The following is a 24896-nucleotide window of genomic DNA, read 5'->3' as shown; positions in this document are numbered from 1 at the left end:
TTTTTAAGGGGGGCTAGGGGGGATCGAATTCTATCCAGCTTCATAAAGAATTGGTATTAATCTCAATAATTCAGTGACGAACTCATAAGAATTTTCCATGAAATTGACTCAATTGTGGTCATAAAGACCAATATAAAAACTACTATGTCGTCGAACAATTCGCTTAGATTTTTTAATTCGGCCGACATATTTTTGAACACCCATACGTTTAATTTTTTGACCAGATATAGTTGCAGCGGTATAGGCAAGCGAGATTAATAATATTAGTTAAATTAGCCGTTGACCTGATACATTAGTATCTTCCAAGTTATAACCAACGCTCTTAAAATCTCTAAACATCTCTTCAACATCAAAACTTTGTTTATAAGCTTTAATAGCTGAATCCAAATTATCTAAGTTAGTCAGGATAAACCAGCCCTTCTCCGAGGCATCGCTGTTGTTAATCTTTGCTAATTTCAGATTAAGGTCAGAACACTTCTCCAACCGGCGGAAAAACTCTGGATGATTTGTATCCAAAACCTGGGAAAATGCTCGTGCGGCTGTGTTATTCGTCTCTTCAATGATCTTTGGTATTAAAGAATGCGATCGTTTCAGCAGAGTTAAAATGCCTATTGCAAAATCAGTTTTGTTACTACAGGACTCATATTTGATTTCTGAAAAAACTCAGTACAACTAAGAAGCCTTATTGCCTATTGCCTGTCTACGCAAATTCGTTCAGAAATCAAAGCGGATTCCTATACTCAACTGAAATGTGCCTGAACATGAGTATCAGAAAAACATAAATAAATACTAATATCTTTCATAGTTATATATGAATGAATAGTTAAATAATCTTAGGAGAAATAAAAATACCTGGATTTACATCGGCAGTGGTACTTGCTGGATGGACTGATGCAAATCCTCTCTAAACCTAGAATAACAATCTTTTAGCTGGAATTGGCAGGCATCCTAAGTCGGTGGCTGTCCAGAAACCTTGCGCTTGAAAATGAAGGAAGCAACAATGAGTAGCAATCTCGCCATCAAACTGCGTTCTGGAACTCAACAAGCCCACACATCAGCAGAAAATGTGGGATTCATGAAATGTTTTTTGCAAGGAGTTGTGGATAGAGACTGCTTCGCCAAGTTCTTAAGCAACTTGTATTACATCTACAGTGAACTAGAAGCAGCATTAGAGAGCCATGTAAACCATCCTGTAATTAGTGCGGTTTACTTTCCTGAACTTAATCGCCAATCCTCGCTCGAAAAAGACATGGTGTTCTATTATGGGGATAAATGGAGAGAGCAGGTTATACCCTCATCCGCTGCCCAAAAGTACATTGATCGCATTCGGGAAATTTCTGCTAGTGAACCAGCCTTATTGCTAGGTCATGCCTACACTCGCTACATGGGCGATCTTTCAGGGGGTCAAATGCTGCAAAAAGTTGCTCAGTCAGCTTTGAAGCTTTCTGGTTATGAAGGCACATCCTTCTACAACTTTGAGCAAATTCCTGACAAAAAAGCATTTAAGGATAAGTATCGTCAGGCATTAAATGCATTACCTGTTGATGATATAACAGCAGAACGGATTGTTACAGAAGCGAATCATGCCTTTGCGTTGAACTTACAGATGGCTCAGGAGTTAGAAGGAAGTTTAATCAAAGCACTCGGTCAAGTCCTGTTTAATAGCCTAACTCGTTCTCAGAATTCAGGTAGTACTGAAATCGCTGCGGCTAATTAAGTTTGTCATTCGTCATTTGTCATTTGTCATTAGTTATTTTTTCCCTGCTCCTCATCTCCATTATCTCCCTCCACTCCCTTCATTCATTGGAAAGAAACTCAATGGTTTTTCTACTACCTGGTGTCAAGTTTGATCTGGATCTGATTCAAAAGTACGACACTCGCGCACCTAGATACACCAGTTACCCACCGGCTACAGAGTTAAGCGAAACATTCACCGAAACTGATTTTAAGGCCGCGATCGCAGCATCGAACCAACGCAAAACCCCTCTTTCTTTATATTTCCACATCCCTTTTTGCCAAAGTGCTTGCTACTTCTGCGGCTGTAATACGGTAATTTCCAACAACAAGAATATTGCTAAACCTTATGTGGAGTCTTTGATTCAAGACATCAAAAACACCGCAGCTTTAATCGATCCAGACAGAAAAGTACTGCAAATCCACTGGGGAGGTGGTACTCCTAATTACTTAGAGCGTCACCAGGTAGAAGTTTTATGGAAAAATATAAATCGCTATTTCAACATCGATTCAAAAGCAGAAATCTCAATTGAGATTAATCCCCGCTATATCGATAAAAACTACATTTTCTTTCTGAGAGAGATTGGGTTTAACCGTATTAGTTTTGGCATTCAGGATTTTAACAGCCAAGTTCAAGTAGCTGTTAATCGTGTCCAGCCAGAAGAAATGCTCTTTGATGTTATGAGTTGGGTCAAAGAAGCTAAGTTTGAAAGTGTGAATGTAGACCTAATTTATGGTTTACCCTATCAAAACCGCGAGACGTTTCGGGAGACGCTGAAAAAGACTATTGAATTAGATCCTGACCGAATTGTGGTTTTTAACTTTGCTTATGTACCGTGGCTCAAACCGACGCAAAAAAATATTCCTCAAGAGGCGCTACCCCCAGCAGAGGAAAAGTTAGAGATTCTGAAAATGACCATTGAAGAATTGACGAATAACCAATATCTATTTATTGGGATGGATCATTTTGCTAAAACTGATGACGAACTAGCGATCGCTCAACGCAATGGCACTCTCAAACGCAATTTCCAAGGCTACACTACCCACGCTGAAACAGAACTCTTTGGTTTTGGTTCTACATCCATCAGTATGCTAGAAGATGCTTATGCCCAAAACCACAAGGAATTAAAGGATTATTATCAGACAATTGCAGCAGGTAGTTTACCTGTTAGTAAAGGCATCAAACTTACTCAAAATGACATCATCAGACGGGATGTAATCATGGGTATTATGTCTCACTTCCAGTTGCATAAGCAAGATGTTGAAAATAAATATCATATCAATTTTGATGAATATTTCTCCGAGGAAATAGAGGCATTAAAACCACTAGAAGCCGATGGTCTAGTTAGTTTATCAAAAAATCAGATCCAGATTACAGACATCGGTAGATTATTAGTCAGAAATATAGCCGTGATATTTGATACTCACACCAGAACGCGAGAGACAAAATTCTCCCGCGCCATTTGATATTCATTTTGCAAATATTGACTACATATTATCCCCTCAATCCAATACTGCTCGGATAAGCATTTTGAACTCGGAATTGGGTGTCGGGAAAAGGTTAAAGGGTAAAGGTTAAATGTTTTTTCTTACCCCTTACCCTTTTCCCCAAAACCCGAAAAGTATTGCCCCTCAATCTACCTTGAAAATAGCGGTTGAGGGGATTTCAGTAATGAGAAATTACGAATTAAAAATTATTTCAATGCATCTCCAAAAAGTTAGATAACTTTTTTCCATCTTCAGATAGATATAAAAAGCATAAAAAATATAATTTATTCATGTATTCATGTCTAGTTATAGGGCGAATAACTTCTAAACTAGTCTATTCAATAATTCCTGATTTATCTGAGAAAACTTTTGCATAACATTTTTATACTATAAATGCTAATTATTATCCAAATAATCTTGATATAAACATTTTTGTCTAACTTTTGGATTTAGTATTTATCCCATCTGGTAGAAAGAATTTTAGTTCAGAGTTGATAACTTAGATACAAGTGAGATTGTTGAGGAAGCTTATAAGTATTATTGCTTGAGTAGTTTTAGTAATTTTGGCAGGTGCAACTGCTAAAGTTTCGCTCCCTTCTCTAACATCATAATTTTTGGAAGTATCAATCTATGTTTTTTCACAAAAAAGAGACTATTCGTGCAGTTAACGTTAGTGAGCCAAATCCTCGTTTTGCTCAGTTACTTTTAGAGCAGTTTGGCGGCGCTACTGGAGAATTGAGTGCAGCACTTCAATATTGGGTTCAATCATTCCACGTTGAAAATGCTGGCATTAAAGATATGCTCCAAGACATTGCAATCGAGGAATTCAGCCATTTAGAAATGGTTGGTAAACTCATTGAAGCTCATACTAAAAATGTAGATCAAACTGAGGCTTATAAGAGTACTCTCTTTGCAGTCCGAGGAATTGGGCCTCATTTTCTAGATAGCCAAGGTACTGCTTGGACTGCAAGCTACTTGAATGAGGGTGGAGATGTAGTGCGTGATTTAAGAGCCAATGTTGCAGCAGAAGCAGGCGCTCGTCAGACTTACGAATCATTGATCAAGTTGGCAACCGACAAAGGAACTCAAGAGACTTTAGTGCATCTGTTAACACGAGAAATTTCTCATACTCAGATGTTTATGAAAGCTCTAGATTCACTAGGTAAGTTGACAGATCCATTCTTTGGTAATGTTAAGCCAGATGATACTGTTGCTCTCTACTACAACCTATCTACAAACGGAAATGGTAAAGATGAACGTGGCCCTTGGAATTCGGAGCCAACATTCAAATATATTGCTGATCCGCTAGAAAGTCACTCTTAATTGCATAGGTTGCAGTTAGAGTATAGGTTGATTTGATGTAAAGAGATTTTTAACAGATTCTTGAAAAGTTCAATCATCCGGTAGACAGCCACTCTCTTTAGTAATTGTTGGGCTGTTGAGCTATCTCTCATAAACAAAAAGATTCCTGACTTTTTAGAAAAGTCGGGAATTTCAACTGAGTATTTGGTTATTACACTCAAGTGAAAATACCTATAGTTATTATTCAGTCACACTAAAAAAGTTAGAGCGATCGCTCATCAATATCTACATCAACATTTCTGATTTCAGAAATTAATTCAACTCAAATTCAAAACTCAGAATTAGGAGATTAACTTGTGATTGTCAACGCTATGCCAAATGGTTGGGAAGTCATTTATCATCGTGCCCATGCTCTATTAGCAGCTCAACTGGCGGGACAATGGCGACGTAAAGATGCTCCAGCAAGGTTATATGAAACGATGACTGCAATTTCCCATCACGATGACCTAGAAAAAGAGTGGGAAGAAGATATTTTGACTGAAGCGGGTGTGCCAAAGGACTTCACCCTCAACTCAAATGCCGATGCAGATGCCGGTGTCGAGAATTTGGCTGATCTGGCAAAGAATGCCCTTTACCGTGGACGATGGGTGGCTCTATTAATCTCCATGCACATCAGCCGTTTAAATGAGCCAAGGCGGGGAAAGTCTTCAAAACTAGACAAAGTTTTGGATGAACAACTTCAAAATCAGCAACGTTGGCGCAAAGAACTGGGGATAAAAAAGGAGGAAGTTGATGCAGCCTATGCATTTATGCAATGGTGCGATCGCCTTTCTCTTATCTTATGTCAGCAACAACTACCTGAAGATGAGCGGTGTTTAGAGATTAGCAAGGGCCCTGAAGGTCAGCGCTATGACATCATGCAGCGCAGTGATAACTTGGTTGTTGTGAAACCGTGGCCGTTCCAGGACAATGAATTTACAGTCAACGTCGAAGCTTGCGAACTCTCCCAGGTAAAATTTGAAAGTAGTAACGAACTAACTAAAGCACTACAAGAAGCTCCCATTAAGGTACTAGAGTGGACATTTGTTAAGAGTTAGATAGTTGTCGCCACCACAATAAAAAAGAGCCAGAGAACTAACTCTCTGGCTCAAAGCTGGAGACAAAAGAATCTTCAAATAAAAGCTAACTTGGGTAAGAATCTAAATTCTTCCCAGGTTATGCAGCCCTAAGACAACGCCCACTCCTAAGATGTGACCAAAGGCGGTAGTTGCTAAAAGCGCTGGTAAACCAAAACCACCAAATAAATTAGATGAGGGTAGTTTTGGCTCTGCGTTGGGATACTTGATACTAGATTTGCCAAAGGCAATGGCAACAATATTAGCGAGAATGATAATCAGCCCAACTGTAGGACTCCATTGTAGGGGTGTAGTTGCAGCAGCGAGTAAGGTTGAAGTAAACACCTGATTTGCTCCTGAAATTTATTAATGATTGAAAATATAATCTGAAACTTTCTGAAGTAAATTCAATAGATTACTCAATTTTGCATCAATATTTAACAGTTATTCTCATTACTTAATACAATGTGAGTTGATCGTGACGCAAAAATCGCCAAAAAGCTTGATGGTTTCTCTACAAGATACTTGCGATCGCACATTATCTTCTAAAACAGAGTTCGTAGAATATGCTTAAATCCTGGAATTGACTGTGATAGATGGTTAGAATTTCAACAGCACGTAGAGCGGCTGCTTTTTCGCTTCGTCGAACTCACGTTAATGTATCTATCTATGGGACTATATCTGCACAAACAAGACGAAAGATATAATTTTTATCTATCAAAAGTATTAGATATTCTGAATTAATACAGCAATCCGAATTGAAATAAGAGAAAGCACGGAAGCTTAAAGTAAGTATCTGTATGCTTTTTAGCCATTTTGCCTTTCAAAGAAGATATACAAAAAAATATAATTTGAATCTATCAAAAGTGTGAGATACAAGTATAGAAATACTCCTATATCTAAAGAAATTAAATATTTGTACGCAACCTACATAGTATACTTCTGCTAGGAAGATGTAAATAAATATTAGACATAGTAAATTAAGATAAATATTAATCAAAGTTCCTAAACAATTCAAGGAAGCGTGCTATACACGAACTTGAAACAGCCTAAAACTTTGTGAAAATCAGCAACACACAAACTATGAACTCTACCACCGAAAAACGTATCGCCTTAATTTCCGTCCACGGAGATCCGGCGATTGAAATAGGGAAAGAAGAAGCTGGGGGACAAAATGTTTATGTGCGCCAGGTGGGTAAAGCACTAGCGCAGCTAGGATGGCAAGTTGATATGTTTACCCGCAAAGTGAGTCTGGAACAAGACTCGATTGTTCAACACAGCAAAAATTGTCGAACTATTCGTTTAAAAGCTGGCCCCCTTGAGTTTGTGCCGCGAGATGATATTTTTGAATATCTGCCAGAATTTCGGGATAATTTCCTCAAATTTCAAGTAGAAAATGACATTACATACCAGTTAGTTCACACTAACTACTGGCTCTCTAGTTGGGTGGGGATGGAGTTAAAGAAAATCCAACAGAGTAAACAGGTTCACACCTATCACTCCTTGGGAGCAGTCAAGTACAACACTATAGAAGATATCCCTCTGATTGCCAGTCAGCGATTAGCAGTAGAAAAAGAGGTGTTGGAAATAGCAGAGCGAATTGTGGCGACAAGTCCGCAAGAACAGCAACATATGCGATCGCTAGTTTCCACTGAAGGTAATATCGATATCATTCCCTGTGGTACAGATATTCAGCGGTTTGGTTCGATTGCACGAGAAGCAGCCAGGGCTGAATTGGGAATTGATAAAGAAACCAAAGTTGTATTATATGTAGGTCGTTTTGACCCACGCAAAGGGATAGAAACCTTGGTGCGGGCAGTAAATGAGTCTGGGCTACGCGATTCCAAGAATCTCCAGCTAATTATTGGTGGTGGTAGTACTCCTGGTAACAGCGACGGAATTGAACGCGATCGCATTGAGCAAATTGTCAACGAATTAGGCATAAGCGACTTTACTACTTTTGCCGGTCGTTTGAGTCAAGATATTTTGCCAACTTATTACGCAGCTGCCGATGTTTGCGTTGTTCCCAGTCACTACGAACCCTTTGGACTCGTAGCGATCGAGGCGATGGCAAGCGGTACACCAGTTGTAGCTAGCGATGTCGGTGGACTTCAGTTTACGGTGGTTAATGAAGAAACTGGTTTATTGGCTCCACCGCAAGATGTAGATGCCTTTGCTTCTGCCATCGACAGAATTCTCTTAAATCCAGAATGGCGAGATGAATTGGGTAAAGCTGGCAGAAAGCGCGTCGAAAACAAGTTTAGTTGGCATGGTGTTGCAACTCAGTTGAGTGAACTTTATACCGAACTGCTACAACCAGTTAAAGAAACTTTGTTGCTCACTAAATAACCTTCCAACCAATCCAATAGGATTTGGATCAGATCATCTACATACCGATAACTTTTGTAGAGACGCAAATTTTGCGTCTTTTTACGTCTGAAGTTCCCATGAACAACCTTAAAACAAATGGTATTGCCAACTAAACTTGTACGGAATTTGGCAATACAATTTGCTTATTTGAGTAATTGCTAATATCAATATAGGACTCATATTTGATTTGGTGAAAAAACTCAGTACAACTAAGAAGCCCTCCAATACTGCTCAGGTTTTGGATTTTTAACTCGGAATTGGGTTTTGGGAAAAGGTTAAAGGGTAAAGGTTAAAGGTTTTTTCTTTCCCTTTTCCCCAAAACCCGACAAGTATTGAAAAGCCCTATTGCCTAACTATTGCCTATTACCTATTGCCTATTGCCTGTTGCCTATTGCCTGTTGCCTGTTGCCTATTGCCTGTCTCCGCAAATTCGTTCATAAATCAAAGCGGATTCCTATATTAGAGACGATAGAAGTATACTGAGCATCGACCTTTGAACGCGAATAGCTATGCAACCAGTTGACTTCACGACCCTTACAGCTACTTGTAGCGAAATACGCGCTAACTGGCTGCCCTCGCGGACAGAGCAGGTTTATCAGCGCGATCGCTACACTATTGCCATCGCATTACGCACCCTGAAACAGCGGGATTGGCTACAGATTTCTTGGCATCCGCAAGCTGCACATATTTGTATTGGTGATCCACCGCCGCGATCGCCAGACACTTTTACCTTTAGCCAACAACTGATACACCAATTGGGTGGTTTGGCGCTGGTAGCTATTGAAGCGATCGCTCCTTGGGAGCGGGTTATTGATTTGCAATTTGCTCGTCGTCCCGGAGAAAGTGCCCTGTATCATGTCTATGCAGAAATTATGGGCAAGTATAGCAACGTCATTCTCACCGACGCTAACAATATAATTATCACCGCCGCTCATCAAGTCAGTCAGCAACAATCTAGTGTCCGTCCCATCCAAACCGGACAACCTTATGAAACCCCACCGAAACTGACTGGCACTGTCCCTAGTTTGAACGAATCCCAAGAACGTTGGCAAGAACGGGTAAGTTTAGTCCCAGGGGCAATCAAGCGGCAATTGCTCAAGAGTTATAGTGGCTTGAGTGCAGCACTGCTGGAGTTAATGCTGCTAGAAGCAAATATTGCACCAGAAACATCCACCGATACTCTCAACCCCGACGACTGGCGACGGTTGTTTGAGCGTTGGCAAGAATGGCTGCAAGCCTTGGATTCCAAAAAATTTCAACCCGCTTGGACAAAAGATGGCTACACCGTCATGGGTTGGGGTGCAGTTGAAAAGGTCAAAAATATCCAAGAGTTGCTTAACTGTTATTACAGTAACCAGATAGACCAACAGTTATTTTCCCAATTGCGCCATCAGTTGAGTCAGAAATTGAATAATATTCTGGCGAAATTACGGAATAAAGCTCAAACCTTTAAGACGCGTTTGCAGCAATCAGATCAAGCCGATGATTATCGGCAAAAAGCTGATTTATTGATGGCTCACCTGCAAAACTGGGAACCGGGGATGAAAGAAATTATCCTGGCTGATTTTGAGACAAATTTGCCAATTGCGATCGCACTTCAGCCAGATAAAAATGCCGTCCAAAATGCCCAAAGTCTTTACAAACAGCACCAAAAGCTGAAACGCGCTCGTGCTGCTGTAGAACCGCTACTATTGGAAGTGCAGACAGAAATTGATTATTTAGAGCAAGTAGAAGCTGCGATAAGCCAAATAGATAATTACCAAACAGCAGAAGATTTGCGAGCTTTAGAAGAAATCCGCGAAGAGTTGATTGGGCAAAAGTATCTGGAAGATCCAGAATATCGCAGTCGGAGTGCAAATGAACCCCTCAGCACCAATTTTCATCGTTACCTTACCCCCAGTGGCTTTGAAGTATTAATTGGTCGTAACAATCGCCAAAATGACCAATTGACCTTTCGTGTAGCAGGGGATTATGACATCTGGTTCCACGCTCAAGAAATTCCAGGGAGCCATGTATTACTACGCTTAGAACCGGGTGCTGTTGCAGAAGAAGCTGATTTGCAATTTGTAGCTAATCTCGCTGCATATTACAGTCGCGCCCGTCAGAGTGAGCAAGTGGCAGTAGTTTACACTCAGCCAAAACACGTCTACAAACCCAAAGGCGCAAAACCGGGAATTGCCATTTACAAGCAAGAAACCATCCTTTGGGGAAAACCGCAATTAACAATTCAAAATTCAAAATGACGTTCTTTACTTCACCAAAACCTAAATCAGTTATTTTAGTTGTTCTCCGCTTGCTTTTTTCTCTGGGTGCAAATTGATTAAATTAATCAGCTTTGAGTTGCCTGTAGATATTAGCAGTTTCTTTTTCTTGGTTATGCGCCTGCTTTTTCTAAATGGGAATTTACTGTGCCTTCAAGATGATGTATTTTTTGATTTTGAACATATATAACAGCTTGCTCAAGTTGCTTACTGCCCAAAGAAAATATACCATATCCTTCTTGCCAAGCAAATTTTTCTGATGTAGGGTAAAGATTCTGGTTGAAATGGTGAGAACTACTTCCTTTAATTTTTTTCACAAACTCTGCGATCGCGATTGTTGGCGGGATAGATACTACTAAATGTATGTGATCTTCAATACTTCCAATGGCATGGAGTCTACAATTTAAACTATTGGATTTATTAATGATGTAATTATAAAGCTCAGTTTCTTTATCGGAGGTAATTAGAGGTTGGCGTTCTTTTGTTGCCCAAACAATATGATAATAAAGTCGCCACAGAGACATAATATTTTTTAAATTTTGTATTTATTTACATATATTTATGTTTCCCATATTGCTGGAAAAAATTATCATATTAGCAGTGTCCGTCAGCCAGCCAGAAGGCAGCAGCCAGCCGCCAGCCAGCAGCCAGCCAGGGAATGAAATTCCCTGTCTGAAAGCTAAAGTCGTCTGAAGACGACTATGTGAAACTAGTCAACAATTAAACCAAGTTTTTTCTAGTCCTCTTCTAGAGGACTTGCACCATTAGACAGGGAATTCTATTCCCTGGCTGGCTGGCGGTTTGGTTGCTAAACCAATGAATTTGGTTAGCGGGATGCCCCCAACTAAAACCCATCAAACCCTGGTATTATTGGCGCATCTTCTTTAGTTTTACGCGGTTTCCACCCCACAATAGTTAAAACTAATACCCCTCATCTCAATTCGGTAAACCCTCTACCCGCATTAAATCCAATTCCCGTTCAAATATTTCATCAATTGGCAACATTTGACCATCAACAGTCATAAACTTATGGTCTTTTGTCGCCCGAATAATTGAACCATCTTCCAAACAATACTCAAATACTTCTTGTTGTCCGCGATCGTGCCACTGTGCTACAGGTTGCGTGTAAATATTTCCATTACTATCAACACTGTACACAGTACATTCAATGCCTTTTTCGACAATTTCTCCAATCGGCATTAATCCATATTCTACTGTCAATATTTCTGTGTCATAGCTTAAACAATATTCAGCAAACTTCAACATTTGCTCAAATAATTCATCCGCGACTTTTTTCTGAACGCCATTTTTCGCTGCGCCATCCACGAATTTTTCTCGCTGCTTTTGCATCTCAGAAACTTTCTTTTTACCCATCGCCCGACGCAGCAAGTCAGCTTGTCCTAAAGAATATCCCGCCATATCTTGAGCAATTTTCATGATTTGCTCTTGATAGACCATAATTCCATAGGTTTCGTCTAATATTGGTTCCAGAATGGTATGTTGATAATCAATTTTTTCTCGACCATGTTTGCGGTTGATAAATTTAGGTATCAGTCCCGCATCTAATGGGCCCGGTCGATAAAGTGCCAAAATTGAAGAAATATCTTCTATATTAGAAGGTTTCAAATCTCGCACGATCTGACGCATCCCGGAAGATTCTAATTGAAATATTCCTTCTAACTCACCTGCTTCTAATAATTCATAAGTTTTTTGGACATCTTTTGGCAAAGCACTATGTTCACCTTTAGCTAATATCCTCTGGGCTTTTCTTTCCTGGCGGGGAATTTCATCAGGATCGACCCGATATCCTCTCGTTTCTTGAATCAAATCCACAGTTTTTTGAATTAGCGTCAGGTTCCGCAAACCCAGAAAATCCATTTTCAACAAACCCATTGATTCCAAGTCTTCCATGAAATATTGGGTAATTACAGAACCGTCATTATTCTTTTGTAACGGCACAATTTCATCAAGTGGGTCGGCAGAAATTACCACACCTGCTGCATGAACACCAAAAGTTTTGTTAGTTCCTTCAATTCGCATTGCCATATCAAGCCAATGGCGAACATGGGGTTCTTTATCATATTTCTCTTTAAACTCTGGTTCTGGAGTTTTATCAGAAACCATAACCTTGAGTTTCGTTGGTTTACCCCGCACCACAGGAATCATTTTCGCCATTTTGTCAGCTTCCCCGTATGGAATATTCAACACTCTGGCGACATCTTTCAAAACCGCTTTAGAAGTTAGACGGTTAAAAGTAATAATTTGAGCAACTCTATCTGCACCATATTTTTCAGTTACATATTCAATAACTTTATCCCGTTGTTCAATACAGAAATCCGTATCAATATCAGGCATGGATTTCCGTTCTGGGTTCAAAAAACGCTCGAATAGTAACCCATGATGTACAGGATCAATATTAGTGATTCGCATTGCATAAGCAACTAATGAACCAGCCGCCGAACCCCGACCTGGCCCCACAGGAATATTATTATCTCTAGCAAATTTGATGTAGTCCCATACAACTAAAAAGTATTTGGAAAAACCCATCTGCTGAATCATTTTCAGTTCGTATTCCAATCTTTCTTTATAGACGGAATCGACTTCCTGGCGAGATTTGCGATTTAAGCGTTCTAAAAGTCCGCTCCATGCAACATCTTCGGCGTAAGTGTCAGCAGTATGACCAGAAGGAATGGGGGGTGTAGGAATCTGAGGCTCACCCATGATATGGTAAGGCTCGACTTTATCGGCGACTTCTTCGGTAGTTGCGATCGCTTCGGCAATTACATCATCCGGTAAATGGTCACGAAATAGCTGCCGCATCTCCTCACCAGATTTGAGATACTCCGTACCGCTGTAACGCATCCGCTTATCTTCAACAATTAATTTGCCAGTTTGAATACATAGCAAAGCGTCGTGGGCTTCAACGTCAAAACAAGATATAAAATGTGAATCATTAGTGGCAATGATTTTAATGCCTAGTTCCCGCGCAATTTTGACTATTTCAACATTCACAATCCGGTCTTCTTGGGAACCGTGGTCTTGAATTTCTAGATAATAATCATCACCAAATACATCTTTATACCACTGAGCAACTTTCCGCGCGGCATCTGGTCTATTACTGAGAATCGCTTGGGGGACTTCTCCACCCAAACAAGCGCTGGTGACGATCAAGCCTTCATGATATTCTTTTAATAAATCTTTATTAATACAAGGACGAGAAAAAATTCCTTTACCTTGAACACCTTTGAGGTGAGAAATTGTGGTTAATTTGACTAAATTTTTGTAACCTTTGGTATTTTTAGCTAAAACTACTTGATGATATTTGGGGCGGCGTTCTTGTTTCTCGATATCGCCGTTAATTACATACATTTCATTGCCGATAATCGGCTTAATATTTTGACTCCGGCAAATTTTGATCAGTTCAACGGCTCCATACATGACACCATGATCGGTAAGAGCGATCGCTTTCATTCCCAGTGCGATCGCTTGATTCACTAACTCTGGTAGCTGACTTGCCCCATCGAGCAAACTGTAGTCACTGTGAATATGTAACGGGACAAAGGACATAAGCATCTCCAACCACAAGCCAAGATACCTCTAGGGGCCTACCTTGTGGTATACCCTTTCGAGCTAGATTTTGCAAACCAACGGAATCTTAGATTAACAGTTTTTACCCAAAATTAAAGCTGTTCTTTTTCCGAAATTGTCACTATCATTAGTGTTGTTTTAACAGTTACAGCAGTTAACCAGTATTTAACTAATGAGTCAAACAGAGAGTACTACTTCGCCTGCAACCAAAACTCGCCCTTGGTGGCAGCGTATCCCTCTCACGTTGCAAATTCTCATCGCCTTAGTAGTGGCAGTCAGTGTCGGAATTGCCCTTGGTGCAGGGAATCCCAATCCCAGCAATGCTTCCTTAATCAATAATTTAGCAATTCCGGCGGAATTGGTGCTAAAGGCTCTCCGCGCCTTGGCTACACCCCTAATTCTGGTAGCAGTGCTGCATACTTTGATGACTACCAACATCCCTGGGACAGCCGGACGGCGGCTGGCAGTGCTACTTTTAACCAACACTACCGTAGCTATTTTAGTGGGGCTTTTCGTCGCGAATGTACTACGTCCGGGGACTTGGGGAAATGTAACGACCTCAACAAGTACAGAAATAGCTCCTCAGAGTCTTGACCCTTGGGGAATACTCAAAGATGCTGTCCCGGAGGCTATTCTCAAGCCATTGGTTGATAATAATGTCATCCAACTAATTGTGATTGCTCTAAGTTTTGGCATCGTTCTGCGGGCATTAAAATCTGAACAAATCGCTCAAGGCAAGAATGGATTCCAGCCGATAGAGGATGTCATCGGAATTTTATTTGAAGCGGTAGTCCGCGTCCTCAACTGGGTAATTGCCTTAGTGCCGTTCGCAGTCTTTGGAATTGTTGCTAAAACCGTGGCGATGCAGGGCTTTGCACCATTTAAATCTTTGGCTGCATTTATCGTCGCGGTGTTGTTAGCGCTGGTATTGCAAGCGTGTTACTACCTCACCAGAGTAAAATTTGGTTCTTGGGTACACCCGCTAAAATTTCTAGCTGGCGGTTCTGATGCCTTTTTGACAGCTTTCTCAACTTCTTCCTCGGCGGCAGCAATGCCCATAACCTTTGAAGTTTTGCAAACAAAAGTCGGTTTAAGGGAATCTTCTGCTGCCTTGGGGGCATTAGTCGGGGCAAATTTCAACAATGATGGCACTGCCCTCTATGAAGCAATGTCTGCGTTGTACATTTCCCAACTAATTGGGCAACATCTAAGTCTAGGACAGCAGTTAATTGTCATTCTTACCTCGATTTTTGCATCTGTAGGTGCGGCGAATATTCCCAATGCTGGACTGGTAACGATGACACTGGTCTTCACTTCTGTCGGCTTACCTACCCAGTATATTGCTTTGCTAGTTACTGTAGACTGGTTTCTAGATCGCTGCCGTACCGCGATTAATGTTATGGGAGATATGACTGTCAGTGCTTTACTTGACGGCAAAAAGCCCCATTCTGTAAACGAGGCTTAGTTTGCCGGTTTTTTAGCTCGCTAATGCTGTTGAGGCCCTTTGGCATCACATTCTTTAGTCCAGCAGCGTTCTAGAAGTTGCAGACGCCAGATCAATGCAAAGCGTTGAGGATTCAATACTAATTTAGTATCGTGACTAAATAAGGGCTGGTTCAAATACTGCCAAAGGGGAAATTGGATTTTGGTGTGTTTTGGAGTCATAAGAACAACAAATATTATAAAAGTTTAGTGGCCATAGTTGGCATTTTGTCTAAAAACTGCCTTGATACTCTTTTTCTAGTTAAAGGCTACACTGCGTTTTTACAATTGTCTTGGTGGCAATTGCGGAATTTCAGCAAATGAATTTATATTGTTTCCGCTTTAATACTGAAATTGCACTCACCCCTGACCATTGATGACATCAGCTAAGTTGTCAAAACCATTGATATTATTTTTCAGGTCATTCAGAAAGGTGACTGTGTTCTTGTTGAAGATGATGCTTTGGATGGAGTTGGCTGTAAGGATATCAAAGGCTGTCACTAATTGTAATTGGCTCATTAAATAGGATATTACCCACTGCTGAGAGATTATCTAGTTTTTCCACAGCAAAGTTTTGCAGGATAACTTATTCATCAGCCATTCCTTCAAAAGTGATTTCCAGATTGTTACTATTCATGAGTGAGTAGTAGATTTCGGGCAGTTAGAGGATATTTTAAAAGTTGCAAAATATACTAGAAATTCCGCTTCCAAACCTCTCCTCAAAAGTGCAAGAGGCTTTTAAACCCCCATTACCTTGTAGAGAATAGGACTAGGGGGGTTAAGTTTCCGAGGCTTAAATGTTAGCAATCATACTTTTCAAATAACCTCTAAGTTCGCTGGCCTTGCTTTCTAGAATCGATAATGTGGATTCCTATATCTATACCTTTAATATTGCAACTTATATACGACAAAAGCGCATAAATAAAGATAACTATGCCCAGCATCTCTAGCACTTCTTCTATAGTTGTTATGAAGACATAAAGCATGCTATTGGGGGTGTAGTAATATTCATAATATCCGCCTACCAATTCAGTAGCAATTGCACCCGCTACGTAAATTGTTCCAGAAATGAAAAATAAGCGTCGTGTCTTGCCAGGAAGAGTCGTGACAAATCGCCCAAATACTAGCAAAAAGAGGAGTACGAAGATAGCACCCGCAATCACCCAAGCATAGTAAAGAAAACCACTAGTATTAAATGTACCTCGCAGTGGTGTAGTTAGTCTTTCATGAAGACCGATCAATTCATCTAAGAATAAACCAGCAAAAACTATTGACAATCCTCTCCATGCCCAGACATCTTTATTCTTAGCTAACCTCTGAGCTTGGAAGATGATCTCCAGCAGAATAGAACAAAATAGTAAAGCTCCTCCAGAGTAAATTGTCGGAATATTATCTTCGCTGTTGAGATCGAATAGAATTCTAAAGATATCTCTCCCAGGGAAGTCAGGTAGATAGTAGACATTGTAATTAGCCAAAAGACTGATAATAGCCAAGCAAAGTACTACGCCAAGCAGTAATTTGAGGGTTTTGTTGGCAGAAAGATATACTTTCAATTTATGCGATGATTGCAATGGTGCGATCGCATCTACTGGTTTTATATAACTCTTTGACTCAATTACAGAGATGCGATCGCTGTTACCATTGTCTGAATAAGACTGGTTTTTCAAGATTTTGCGTCGCTCTGGCAATACAACATTTGACATGAAGTACTCAATGGTTTGCTGTCTAACAAAACCATGCATTGCCAGAATTTTTCCCAACTGCTCACCACTCAACTTTTGTATCTTAAGTGCTGTGTCTAATTCATCTGAAGTGATTAGTTCAGCTTCAACCAAATACATCCCAAGAGGCTTAAGCTCAAAACTTTGCGCGTCTATTTTCCTAATCAATAATATCTCCTTATTTTCACTGGCTAAATGTAATAAATTGTCTGACTTGGTCATGAAACATTACAATTACTGATTAACTCAGATTTTAAAGATTTCATAACCTTCTCTTAATCATATTTTGATGAAGCTAAATTCTTCACTATATACGTGTAAACTTATGATAAAAAAGTGTGAATTTATTATGTAGATACGTCAGTTCTACGGTTGCTGTTATTTTTAAATGCATTGATACAGGATTTGATCTCATGGTTTATAGCAGCCATCACTGACCAGCAGAACGCGCTTTTACCTGAAAACCTTTTTCCTAACAAAAAAATAAATCCACCTACACATGAAAGTGATAGATGGATTTATTTAGATGTATAAACATCTAGTGAAGTTGATTGTATTTCTAGCAGATAAAGTAAGTAACAAAAATGCTGCTAGAGTTGGATTGCAGGGTAATCTTCTAAGTTAGAGACTACCTGTAAAGATTTAGTAATGAGTGCCAGTTTTGCGATGGTTGATGGCAGTAACAGCATCAGGCTTGAGTAATTTGCCTTCGTCCACGGTTGCATACACAACCCAATGATCGCCACATTCCAAACGTTGATTGACTGAGCATTCCAAATATGCTAAAGCGTCGGTAAGGACAGTACAACCGTTATCTGCAACTGCTGTACTAAAGTTGGCAAATCGATCTTCCCCAGGCGCGAAAGATTTACGGAAATGCTTCATGTACTCTTGATGATTGCCTTCAGGTAAAATATTTAAGGCAAACTTCCCGCCTGGATACATTAAAGATTCGATCGCTCGCTCTTTAGCGATCGCAACTGTTATTCCGGGTGGATTGAAGGTGGCCTGAGAAACCCAAGCGCCTAGCATTGCGGTAGACACTTCTCCTTGTTTAGCTGTCACCACGCAAACGGAACCAACAATCCGACCAACAGCCTGTTCCACTGGGGTAGCAGCTTGTTGTGGTACACGTACCTTTTTAGCCTTTTTCAGTGTTTGGGCAAAGTCTGTACCTAGTTCTTCACAGAATTTGAGAGTGACATCATCAGGTTTAAACTTCACCTTCAGGGTGTCAAAGCCAAAGCGATATCCAGAATCTCGGAGTTTACCTTCGATTAAGTCAAATGCTTCGCCACTCCAGCCGTATGAACCAAATACCCCAGCGAGTTTACTGTTGTCACCGCTTGAGATCACAATCCCTAAAGCAGTATGAATGGGAGTTGGTGCATGACCACCGATGGTAGGAGAACCAATGATAAAACCCTCTGACTGTGCTAGGTTGATACGAATTTCATCAGGGGTAGCAAATTCGCAGTTGATTGATTTAACTGCAACTCCACCTTTAGTTAATCCCAGAGCGATCGCTTGTGCTAAAGTCGCCGTATTCCCGTAAGCTGAAGCGTAAAGTAGGGCAACGGAAATTTCGCGATCGTTATGAGAACGGCTCCATTCTCCATAAGCTTTGGTGAGTTCGATTAAGCTGCTACGTACCAAAGGCCCATGACCCACAGCATACATTCTCACCTGCAAATCTGATATTTTCTCCAAAGCTGCTTGCACATGAGGAGTTTGGGGAGCCATCAGGCAGTTAAAGTAGTAACGCTGGTCTTCTTTGAGCGCTTCCCAGTTATCATCAAACACTTCATCACCACAGAGATGAGTTGCAAATAACTTATCTGTGTAGAGAATTTGAGTTTGCTGATCGTAGGTACAAAGTCCTTCCGGCCAACGCGGACTAGGAGTGGGTAAAAATTTTAAAACATGACCCTTGCCTAAATCCAGAGTTTCTTTCCCCCGCATCACCAAGACTTTCAAATCATGATCTAGGAAAGCAGCACGCAAATTGTTCGCACCGGGAAGAGAACAGACAAAAGTTACCTGTGGTGCCAATTCTAAAATTGCTTTGAGGGTTGCAACTCGATTGGGACTAAAATGACCCAGGATTATATAATCCAAATGTTGCAAATCTAAAGTCTGCCGCAATGCCTCTAAATAAATTTCGGTAAAGCTTTCTGGCGGTGGATCAATAAGTGCGGTTTTATCAGCTTCAATTAAATAGCAATTGGAGGTAGTACCTCTTTCAAGTGCGTATTCAATTTCAAACCGCAGACGTGACCAACTACGTGCTCTGATCGCCTTAGTATTTGTAGCAATTGGTAAAACTTGTACGTCGCGTGGCTTGGAATTGGTCATAGCTGTTTTAAAGTTGGGGAATAGGGAATAGGGAATAGGGAATAGGGAATAGGGAACAGGGAACAGGGAACAGGGAACAGGGAACAGGGAATAGGTTATAGAGTATGGATCATAGGAAACAGGGGATAGTTTTCTTTTCTGTCCCCTGTCACCTGTCCCCTGTCACCTATTACCTCTTCCCTATTTCTTAGTAGTAATTACCTACTTTGCGATGGCGAACAGCTGTCAGCCCATCGTTTTTGGAAACACGACCTTCTTGGACGGTGCAGTATAAAATCCAGTGGTCGCTGCATTCCATGCTGCTCTGTATTTCACATTCCATGTATGCCAGAGCATCTGTCAGAATTGGTGAACCGTTTTTCGCGGTTTGAGTTTTTACTCCCGCGAAGCGATCAGCACCGGGATGCAAGCGCTTGAGGAAGTGTTTCTTGAGTTCTTGATAATTGCCTTCTTCCAAAACGTTGAGGACGAAGCGATCGCCTACTTGCATTAAGGAATCAATGGCGCGGTCTTTAGCAACGGCAATTGTGAATCCTAATGGTTGCAAACTCGCTTGCGTTACCCAGGATGCCAGCATTGCACTGGATACATTTTCTTTTTTAGTTGTGACTATATATAGTCCGCTGCTAATGCGACCCAGCGCCTTTTCCATGTTGACATCAAGGGACTTGATTTGCTTGATGTTGCGATCGCGCACTAGCAATTGTCCGATGTCTTTACCCGCTTCTTCACACAACTGGAATGTTGATGCGCTGGGAGCCTCTCTAATCCGAATCGCTGGGAAGGCTTCTTTGATGCCAGAATCGAGAAATTTTCTTCGGAGTGTATCAATGGGTTCATCATCCCCACCGTAACATTCAAACAGCCCAATCAGTTGCTTGTTCTTGGCGACAGCTAGCACCGAACTGATGCTAGCTTGGGCGGCGGCGGAGGTAGTTGGAGGCATACCAATAATGATGCCTGCTGCTCTCCCAGCTAGTTCTTGAATTTCTTGGCTTTCAGCAGTACTCAGATCCAGTACTTCTACGCCAACGCCAGTTTTCAGTATACCTTCGGCAATTGCGTGACCAAGGCGTTCACCATACCCATATTCTGAGACAAAAAACAAGCCAACTGTTGTTTCTGCTTTAGCTTGTTTTTGGCTCCAATTTTCGTAGCACCCGGTTAGAACATCTAAGTGGTGGTATAATAAAGGCCCGTGACCATTGGCGATTATATTAATCTTCCCTAGCTCACCCATCCGCTTCATCGCATTCAGCAGCGAACGAGCGTTAGGGCCCATTAAGCAGTCATAGTAAAATCTAAAGTCAGCTTCGATCGCTTCTAAATCTTCATCGAAGGTGCGATCGTCACAGAAGTGCATCCCAAAAGCATCACAGGTATAGAGAATTTGGGTTTTGCGGTCAAAGCTAAAGATTGTATCCGGCCAGTGCAGGTTAGGCGCACTCACGAATTCCATTTCGTGTCCTTTGCCGATATCTATGCGATCGCCACTTTTGACAATCCGCTTGGAAAAAGGATCGTGTACTAAGCCTTCTAAAAACTGAAGTGCAACTTTTGAGGCTAAGACGGTAGCTCTAGGAGCTAACTGGAGGACATCTTCTACTAAGCCGCTATGATCTGGCTCTGTGTGACTAACAATTATGTAATCAATTGTCTTGGGGTTAACAAGACCTTTGAGAGTCTCTAAATACAGGTGACGAAACTTCTGGTGAGAAGTATCAATCAAAACTGTTTGTTCGCCCCTAATTAGATATGAATTATAGGTTGTACCGTTTTGCAGTCCGAATTCGATATCGAAGCGATCGCGATCCCAATCAAGAGAGCGAATCGCCGTTGTATTAGGGGCAATTTCTACAGTTTGTATAGTTAACCGATGTTGAACGTTCTCTGCGTGGGCATCGCCGGTCGTAGACATCGCTACCATTATTCGTCTCCGATCGCAAATTAACAGGTTTTTCTTCTGCCCCCATTCTCTCTATTATTTTTTGTTTAAGTTGTAATAAATATCAGTTTTTGAAAAATTTAACTTGTATCAATTATGGCTGTTTTTTAGCAAAAAATATGACTCGGAAATATACTACATATTAATTTTTTCTAAGAATTTACTGAGTAGTTAATTTTGCTATTTATCTATTCATGTCTTAATTCAAAAATATCATCTCTATTATATTATTTGACAATAAAAACTGAAAACCTGCAAACTAAAAAAAATTACACGTTTAAGACTGTTATATTAGCCTTTATTTTTGAAAATGACCTATAAATGCTAATTACAGACCATAATTTACAAATAAATCTGATGATTGTGGCACACATTATTGAGCGATCGCAAAATAAATATCTTAAAAAAATAGATTGAAATATCAATCATAAAAAGCTGGTTTTTTTAAGATACTCTCTTACAACTAAGTATAAAAGTGGGAAAGGTAGGAAAGGTAGGAAAAGTAAGATAAGTTGTTTTAGATTTTAAATCTACATCAAATAAAGCTGCTAACACTGCTTTCTCAAATTGGTATTGAATATATTTTTATCTCAAGCAAGAATCTAGTTGTGTAAAATATAAATTTTATGTAAACTTGATGAAGCAGATACTTTTTTGGAGATTAGCAAAGCAATTTTGCAGAGACTAGTTGAATCAAAAGAAACTAGGCTTGCATATCTTTTTTTATTCATCCAAATGGAAAATAGCGTAAAAATCATTTTTAAAGTTTCCATAAATCTCCGTAACCATACGAATCATCTCAGAAGTTTGGTGATACAGTCCTTTATTATCGACTTTAGACATTAATCAGAATAACGCCAGCAAATTCTTATTTTCATAGCCATAAGCTACAGCTTCAGGCTATTAAATAAATTTGCCTATACAGGCTAATGGTGTCATCTCTGATATGCCTAACTTTTTACAAAAATTGCTGATGATAAATTGCAAACTTTGATAATGTTCTCGATCCAAATACTTATCACGTAGCAGTCTTCTAGACGCTGACAACCTTAATACTTGTAGTTTAGCTTTTAGAGAGTGTAATAAAATACCAAGCTACTTAAGTATATAGGCGTAAATAGACATAAAAATGGCAAAAATTTATTTCATAAAAGGTTATTAACTATGGGATGCCGATTAAAAGTCTTTCTAACTGAGGAAGAAAAGCTGACTTTAGAAGAGTTGAGAAAAGCCAAAGATGTACCTCAACGTACTAGGGATCGTGCTCAAGTTTTACTACTGAATACTCGCGGCTTAAAAAATGAGCAAATTGCTAAAGGCCTGAACTGGGCGATTTCAACAGTACGTCAAACCCTTCATCGCTGGGAAAAGATGGGTTTAGTGGGTTTATGGGATGCTCCTGGCCGAGGAGGAAAACCGCGATATTCGGAATCAGATTTGGTTTATCTAGAAAATTGTTTAGCTCAAGAGTCAGAGAGTTATAACTCTAAAGAATTAGCAAAAAAACTGGCATCTGAGCGTCAAGTCAACTTGAGTGCAGATAGATTACGACGGGTACTTAAAAAAAGGGGAAGGAGGTTTGGAAGCGCACGCAAAGAACCCCAGAAACAGAATAATTAGCTGATTGAAGAAGAATTCAGAAGTCAGAATGGGCTAAACCTTAGCTATCCGCTAACAGGAGTCAGAATAAAGACGCTCTCTACAAGACGCTAAAAGCGAACGCGGACTCGCTTTCCACAACGCTATCAGTCGGGGATTCAGACCGGCGCAGGAATTGTTGCACCACCAACTTGAAAATTTGGTGGGGGTGCAAAAACGTCGATTATTCAGACGCGACTCGAAAATACTCGCTCTAAGTGAAGCATCCCGAAGGGTATACGCTACGAAGCACCGCCAGTCATACAGAAAACATTGCTGAATTCTGACTCCTGACTCCTGAATTCTGTTCGATAAAACAAAATCCACCTAAACATTAAAGTGTTTGGTGGATTTGTTACTTATTTTTAGTGGATCCGAGCAGAGTCGAACTGCTGTCCAAATTGGGTATTGACCCCCCGCTCATTCACAGGTTTAGCCTTTCTGACCCTCAAGGCGGGAATCGTTCATTATCCCGAACGTAGGATGCTCTGATTTAATCTTAGCCAGCAAGCCAACCAGAGAACGCTTGCTAGAGCATCCGTTGGGGGTTGGTCTTCAGTCCTTAACGGAGTCAAACTAAAGACGCTCGAACCTATAAGAGGTGTTTAGGCAGCTACTAGAGCATCCTTACGAGCAAAGCTAACGATGTTATTCGCATTTACTTTTTGTTTGAGCCTTTGATTTCCGAGAGGAGACTCACTCTCGACCTGAATCACAGAGCAGCGTTCGCCAACCTGTCGAAACCGTGACGGACCCATGCGCTTCATACTTCAATTATAATACGGGATCTTTAATTCGTAATTCGTAATTCGTAATTCGTAATTATTAAAGTCAGAATATATGGCTCTAATTACTCAAAATAGCCAATCGCTAATTTTAAAACAACTAGCAATTGGCTATTTAGCGTGATCCACAACAAGTATTTTTCTAAGTTAGTGCTTCAGCACCGCCCACAACCTCAAGGAGTTCTTGAGTAATTGCAGCTTGTCGGGCTTTGTTGTAAGACAGGGTGAGGGTGTTAATCAGTTCACCAGCATTTTCACTGGCATTACTCATGGCTGTCATCCGCGCTGCTAGTTCACTAGCCGCCGATTCTTGCAGCGCCCGCAATAGCTGGTTACTCAGATACAGAGGTAACAGAGAATCAAGAATCTGTACTGGATCTTGTTCAAAAATCATGTCAGGAGCCAACGGACGAACTTGGCTAGTCACTTTCTCCCGTTCAACTTGAAATTGACCACCACGGGTTGTTAAGCGGAAGATTTCGTCATCGCCTGCTTCTAAACCTTGTGGATCAAGGGGTAGTAAGGTTTGTATTACCGGACGTGAGCTAACCAAAGAGACAAATCTGGTATAGATTAATTCGATGCGGTCAACTTCTTCCGAAAGGAACAAGGAAAGTAGTTGGTCAGCGATCTGATTGGCTTCTGCTGCGGTGGGGATTTGCTCTAAGCCGGTGTAAGTAGCATCGATGGGCTGATCGCGGCGTTGAAAGTACTGGGTAGATTTGCGTCCGACGAGTACAAATTTATAGTCTAAACCTTCTGCCTGGATTTCCTTGGCGCGGTTTTCTGCACGACGGATGACGTTATTATTGTAGCCGCCGCATAGACCGCGATCGCCTGAAATAACCAACAACCCGACTGACTTAACTTGGCGTTTTTTCAGTAGTGGTAGGTTTGCTTCTTCAAAGCGCAGACGGCTTTGCAAACCATACAATACTTGTGCCAAGCGATCGGCAAAGGGACGAGTCGCTAGCACTTGTTCTTGCGCCCGACGTACTCTAGCCGCAGCTACGAGACGCATGGCTTCTGTGATTTTTTTGGTATTTTTGACCGACTGAATGCGATCGCGTATTGCTTTTAGATTGGCCATATTCTTGAGTTAGGAGTTAGGA

General features: G+C 40.7%; 18 protein-coding genes, 1 other RNA gene and 1 pseudogene. 9 read left to right on the top strand and 11 right to left on the bottom strand.

What is annotated here, in order from left to right; translation table 11 throughout:
• Window positions 1-108: 108 nt before the first annotated feature.
• Window positions 109-429 (bottom strand): annotated as a pseudogene (locus tag RRG12_RS24510) (IS4 family transposase); the annotation flags it as partial.
• Window positions 430-1000: 571 nt separating this feature from the next.
• On the opposite strand from RRG12_RS24510, the gene RRG12_RS24505 reads away from it, so the two are divergent.
• The 4 genes from RRG12_RS24505 to RRG12_RS24490 all read left to right on the top strand — a co-directional run bounded on the left by RRG12_RS24505 (window position 1001) and on the right by RRG12_RS24490 (window position 5621).
• Window positions 1001-1717, top strand: a complete 717-nt coding sequence (locus RRG12_RS24505) for a heme oxygenase (biliverdin-producing) (RefSeq protein WP_069073298.1) — start codon at window positions 1001-1003, stop codon at window positions 1715-1717.
• Between the two features lie 101 nt (window positions 1718-1818).
• A complete protein-coding gene (gene hemN, locus RRG12_RS24500) occupies window positions 1819-3201 on the top strand; it encodes an oxygen-independent coproporphyrinogen III oxidase (RefSeq protein WP_069073297.1) in 1383 nt (460 codons plus the stop codon).
• Window positions 3202-3852: 651 nt separating this feature from the next.
• The gene (locus RRG12_RS24495; protein ID WP_069073296.1) at window positions 3853-4545 is read left to right on the top strand and encodes a manganese catalase family protein; all 693 of its coding nucleotides are present in this window, start codon (window positions 3853-3855) and stop codon (window positions 4543-4545) included.
• Between the two features lie 335 nt (window positions 4546-4880).
• Complete coding sequence (locus RRG12_RS24490; RefSeq protein ID WP_420760968.1) at window positions 4881-5621, top strand: DUF3891 family protein; 741 nt, start codon at window positions 4881-4883, stop codon at window positions 5619-5621.
• Window positions 5622-5723: 102 nt separating this feature from the next.
• On the opposite strand, the gene psaK is transcribed toward RRG12_RS24490, so the two are convergent.
• Window positions 5724-5984 carry a photosystem I reaction center subunit PsaK gene (psaK, locus tag RRG12_RS24485; RefSeq protein WP_069073294.1) on the bottom strand — a complete coding sequence of 87 codons (261 nt, stop codon included), beginning with the start codon at window positions 5982-5984 and terminating at the stop codon, window positions 5724-5726.
• 738 nt (window positions 5985-6722) lie between these two features.
• Here psaK and RRG12_RS24480 point away from each other — a divergent pair.
• Window positions 6723-7988, top strand: coding sequence for a glycosyltransferase family 4 protein (locus RRG12_RS24480; protein WP_420760967.1), 1266 nt, complete (start codon window positions 6723-6725; stop codon window positions 7986-7988).
• Between the two features lie 530 nt (window positions 7989-8518).
• A complete protein-coding gene (locus RRG12_RS24475) occupies window positions 8519-10252 on the top strand; it encodes an Rqc2 family fibronectin-binding protein (RefSeq protein ID WP_420760966.1) in 1734 nt (577 codons plus the stop codon).
• Window positions 10253-10383: 131 nt separating this feature from the next.
• Here the strand turns inward: RRG12_RS24475 and tnpA are convergent, their stop codons facing one another.
• Window positions 10384-10794, bottom strand: coding sequence for an IS200/IS605 family transposase (tnpA, locus tag RRG12_RS24470; protein ID WP_420760965.1), 411 nt, complete (start codon window positions 10792-10794; stop codon window positions 10384-10386).
• 37 nt (window positions 10795-10831) lie between these two features.
• Between tnpA and RRG12_RS24465 the strand changes: the two genes are divergently transcribed.
• On the top strand, window positions 10832-10963 hold the full coding sequence (locus RRG12_RS24465; RefSeq protein ID WP_420760964.1) for a hypothetical protein: 132 nt from the start codon (window positions 10832-10834) through the stop codon (window positions 10961-10963).
• A 243-nt stretch (window positions 10964-11206) separates the two neighbouring features.
• Here the strand turns inward: RRG12_RS24465 and RRG12_RS24460 are convergent, their stop codons facing one another.
• Window positions 11207-13837, bottom strand: a complete 2631-nt coding sequence (locus tag RRG12_RS24460) for a DNA polymerase III subunit alpha (RefSeq protein ID WP_420760963.1) — start codon at window positions 13835-13837, stop codon at window positions 11207-11209.
• Between the two features lie 193 nt (window positions 13838-14030).
• On the opposite strand from RRG12_RS24460, the gene RRG12_RS24455 reads away from it, so the two are divergent.
• Window positions 14031-15323 carry a dicarboxylate/amino acid:cation symporter gene (locus tag RRG12_RS24455; RefSeq protein WP_420760962.1) on the top strand — a complete coding sequence of 431 codons (1293 nt, stop codon included), beginning with the start codon at window positions 14031-14033 and terminating at the stop codon, window positions 15321-15323.
• A gap of 20 nt (window positions 15324-15343) precedes the next feature.
• On the opposite strand, the gene RRG12_RS24450 is transcribed toward RRG12_RS24455, so the two are convergent.
• From RRG12_RS24450 to RRG12_RS24430, 5 genes are all read right to left on the bottom strand, one after another.
• Entirely contained in the window at window positions 15344-15523 is a 180-nt protein-coding gene (locus RRG12_RS24450) for a hypothetical protein (protein WP_069073290.1), read from the bottom strand.
• A gap of 177 nt (window positions 15524-15700) precedes the next feature.
• Entirely contained in the window at window positions 15701-15859 is a 159-nt protein-coding gene (locus RRG12_RS24445) for a hypothetical protein (protein WP_420760961.1), read from the bottom strand.
• A gap of 308 nt (window positions 15860-16167) precedes the next feature.
• Window positions 16168-17283, bottom strand: coding sequence for a hypothetical protein (locus RRG12_RS24440; RefSeq protein WP_420760960.1), 1116 nt, complete (start codon window positions 17281-17283; stop codon window positions 16168-16170).
• 420 nt (window positions 17284-17703) lie between these two features.
• On the bottom strand, window positions 17704-19416 hold the full coding sequence (locus RRG12_RS24435; protein WP_420760959.1) for a diflavin flavoprotein: 1713 nt from the start codon (window positions 19414-19416) through the stop codon (window positions 17704-17706).
• 187 nt (window positions 19417-19603) lie between these two features.
• A complete protein-coding gene (locus RRG12_RS24430) occupies window positions 19604-21343 on the bottom strand; it encodes a diflavin flavoprotein (RefSeq protein WP_069073286.1) in 1740 nt (579 codons plus the stop codon).
• A gap of 1182 nt (window positions 21344-22525) precedes the next feature.
• On the opposite strand from RRG12_RS24430, the gene RRG12_RS24425 reads away from it, so the two are divergent.
• Complete coding sequence (locus tag RRG12_RS24425; RefSeq protein WP_420760958.1) at window positions 22526-22981, top strand: helix-turn-helix domain-containing protein; 456 nt, start codon at window positions 22526-22528, stop codon at window positions 22979-22981.
• Between the two features lie 384 nt (window positions 22982-23365).
• On the opposite strand, the gene ssrA is transcribed toward RRG12_RS24425, so the two are convergent.
• Together ssrA and RRG12_RS24415 are read right to left on the bottom strand one after the other, a co-directional pair.
• Window positions 23366-23755: a transfer-messenger RNA gene (gene ssrA, locus RRG12_RS24420) on the bottom strand.
• A 171-nt stretch (window positions 23756-23926) separates the two neighbouring features.
• Window positions 23927-24874, bottom strand: coding sequence for a F0F1 ATP synthase subunit gamma (locus RRG12_RS24415; protein ID WP_069073284.1), 948 nt, complete (start codon window positions 24872-24874; stop codon window positions 23927-23929).
• Window positions 24875-24896 lie beyond the last annotated feature (22 nt).

The organism is Nostoc sp. CALU 546, from assembly GCF_048836525.1.
The sequence above is the reverse complement of the archived record's forward strand: the minus strand, read 5'-3'. Positions and strand labels throughout refer to the sequence as shown.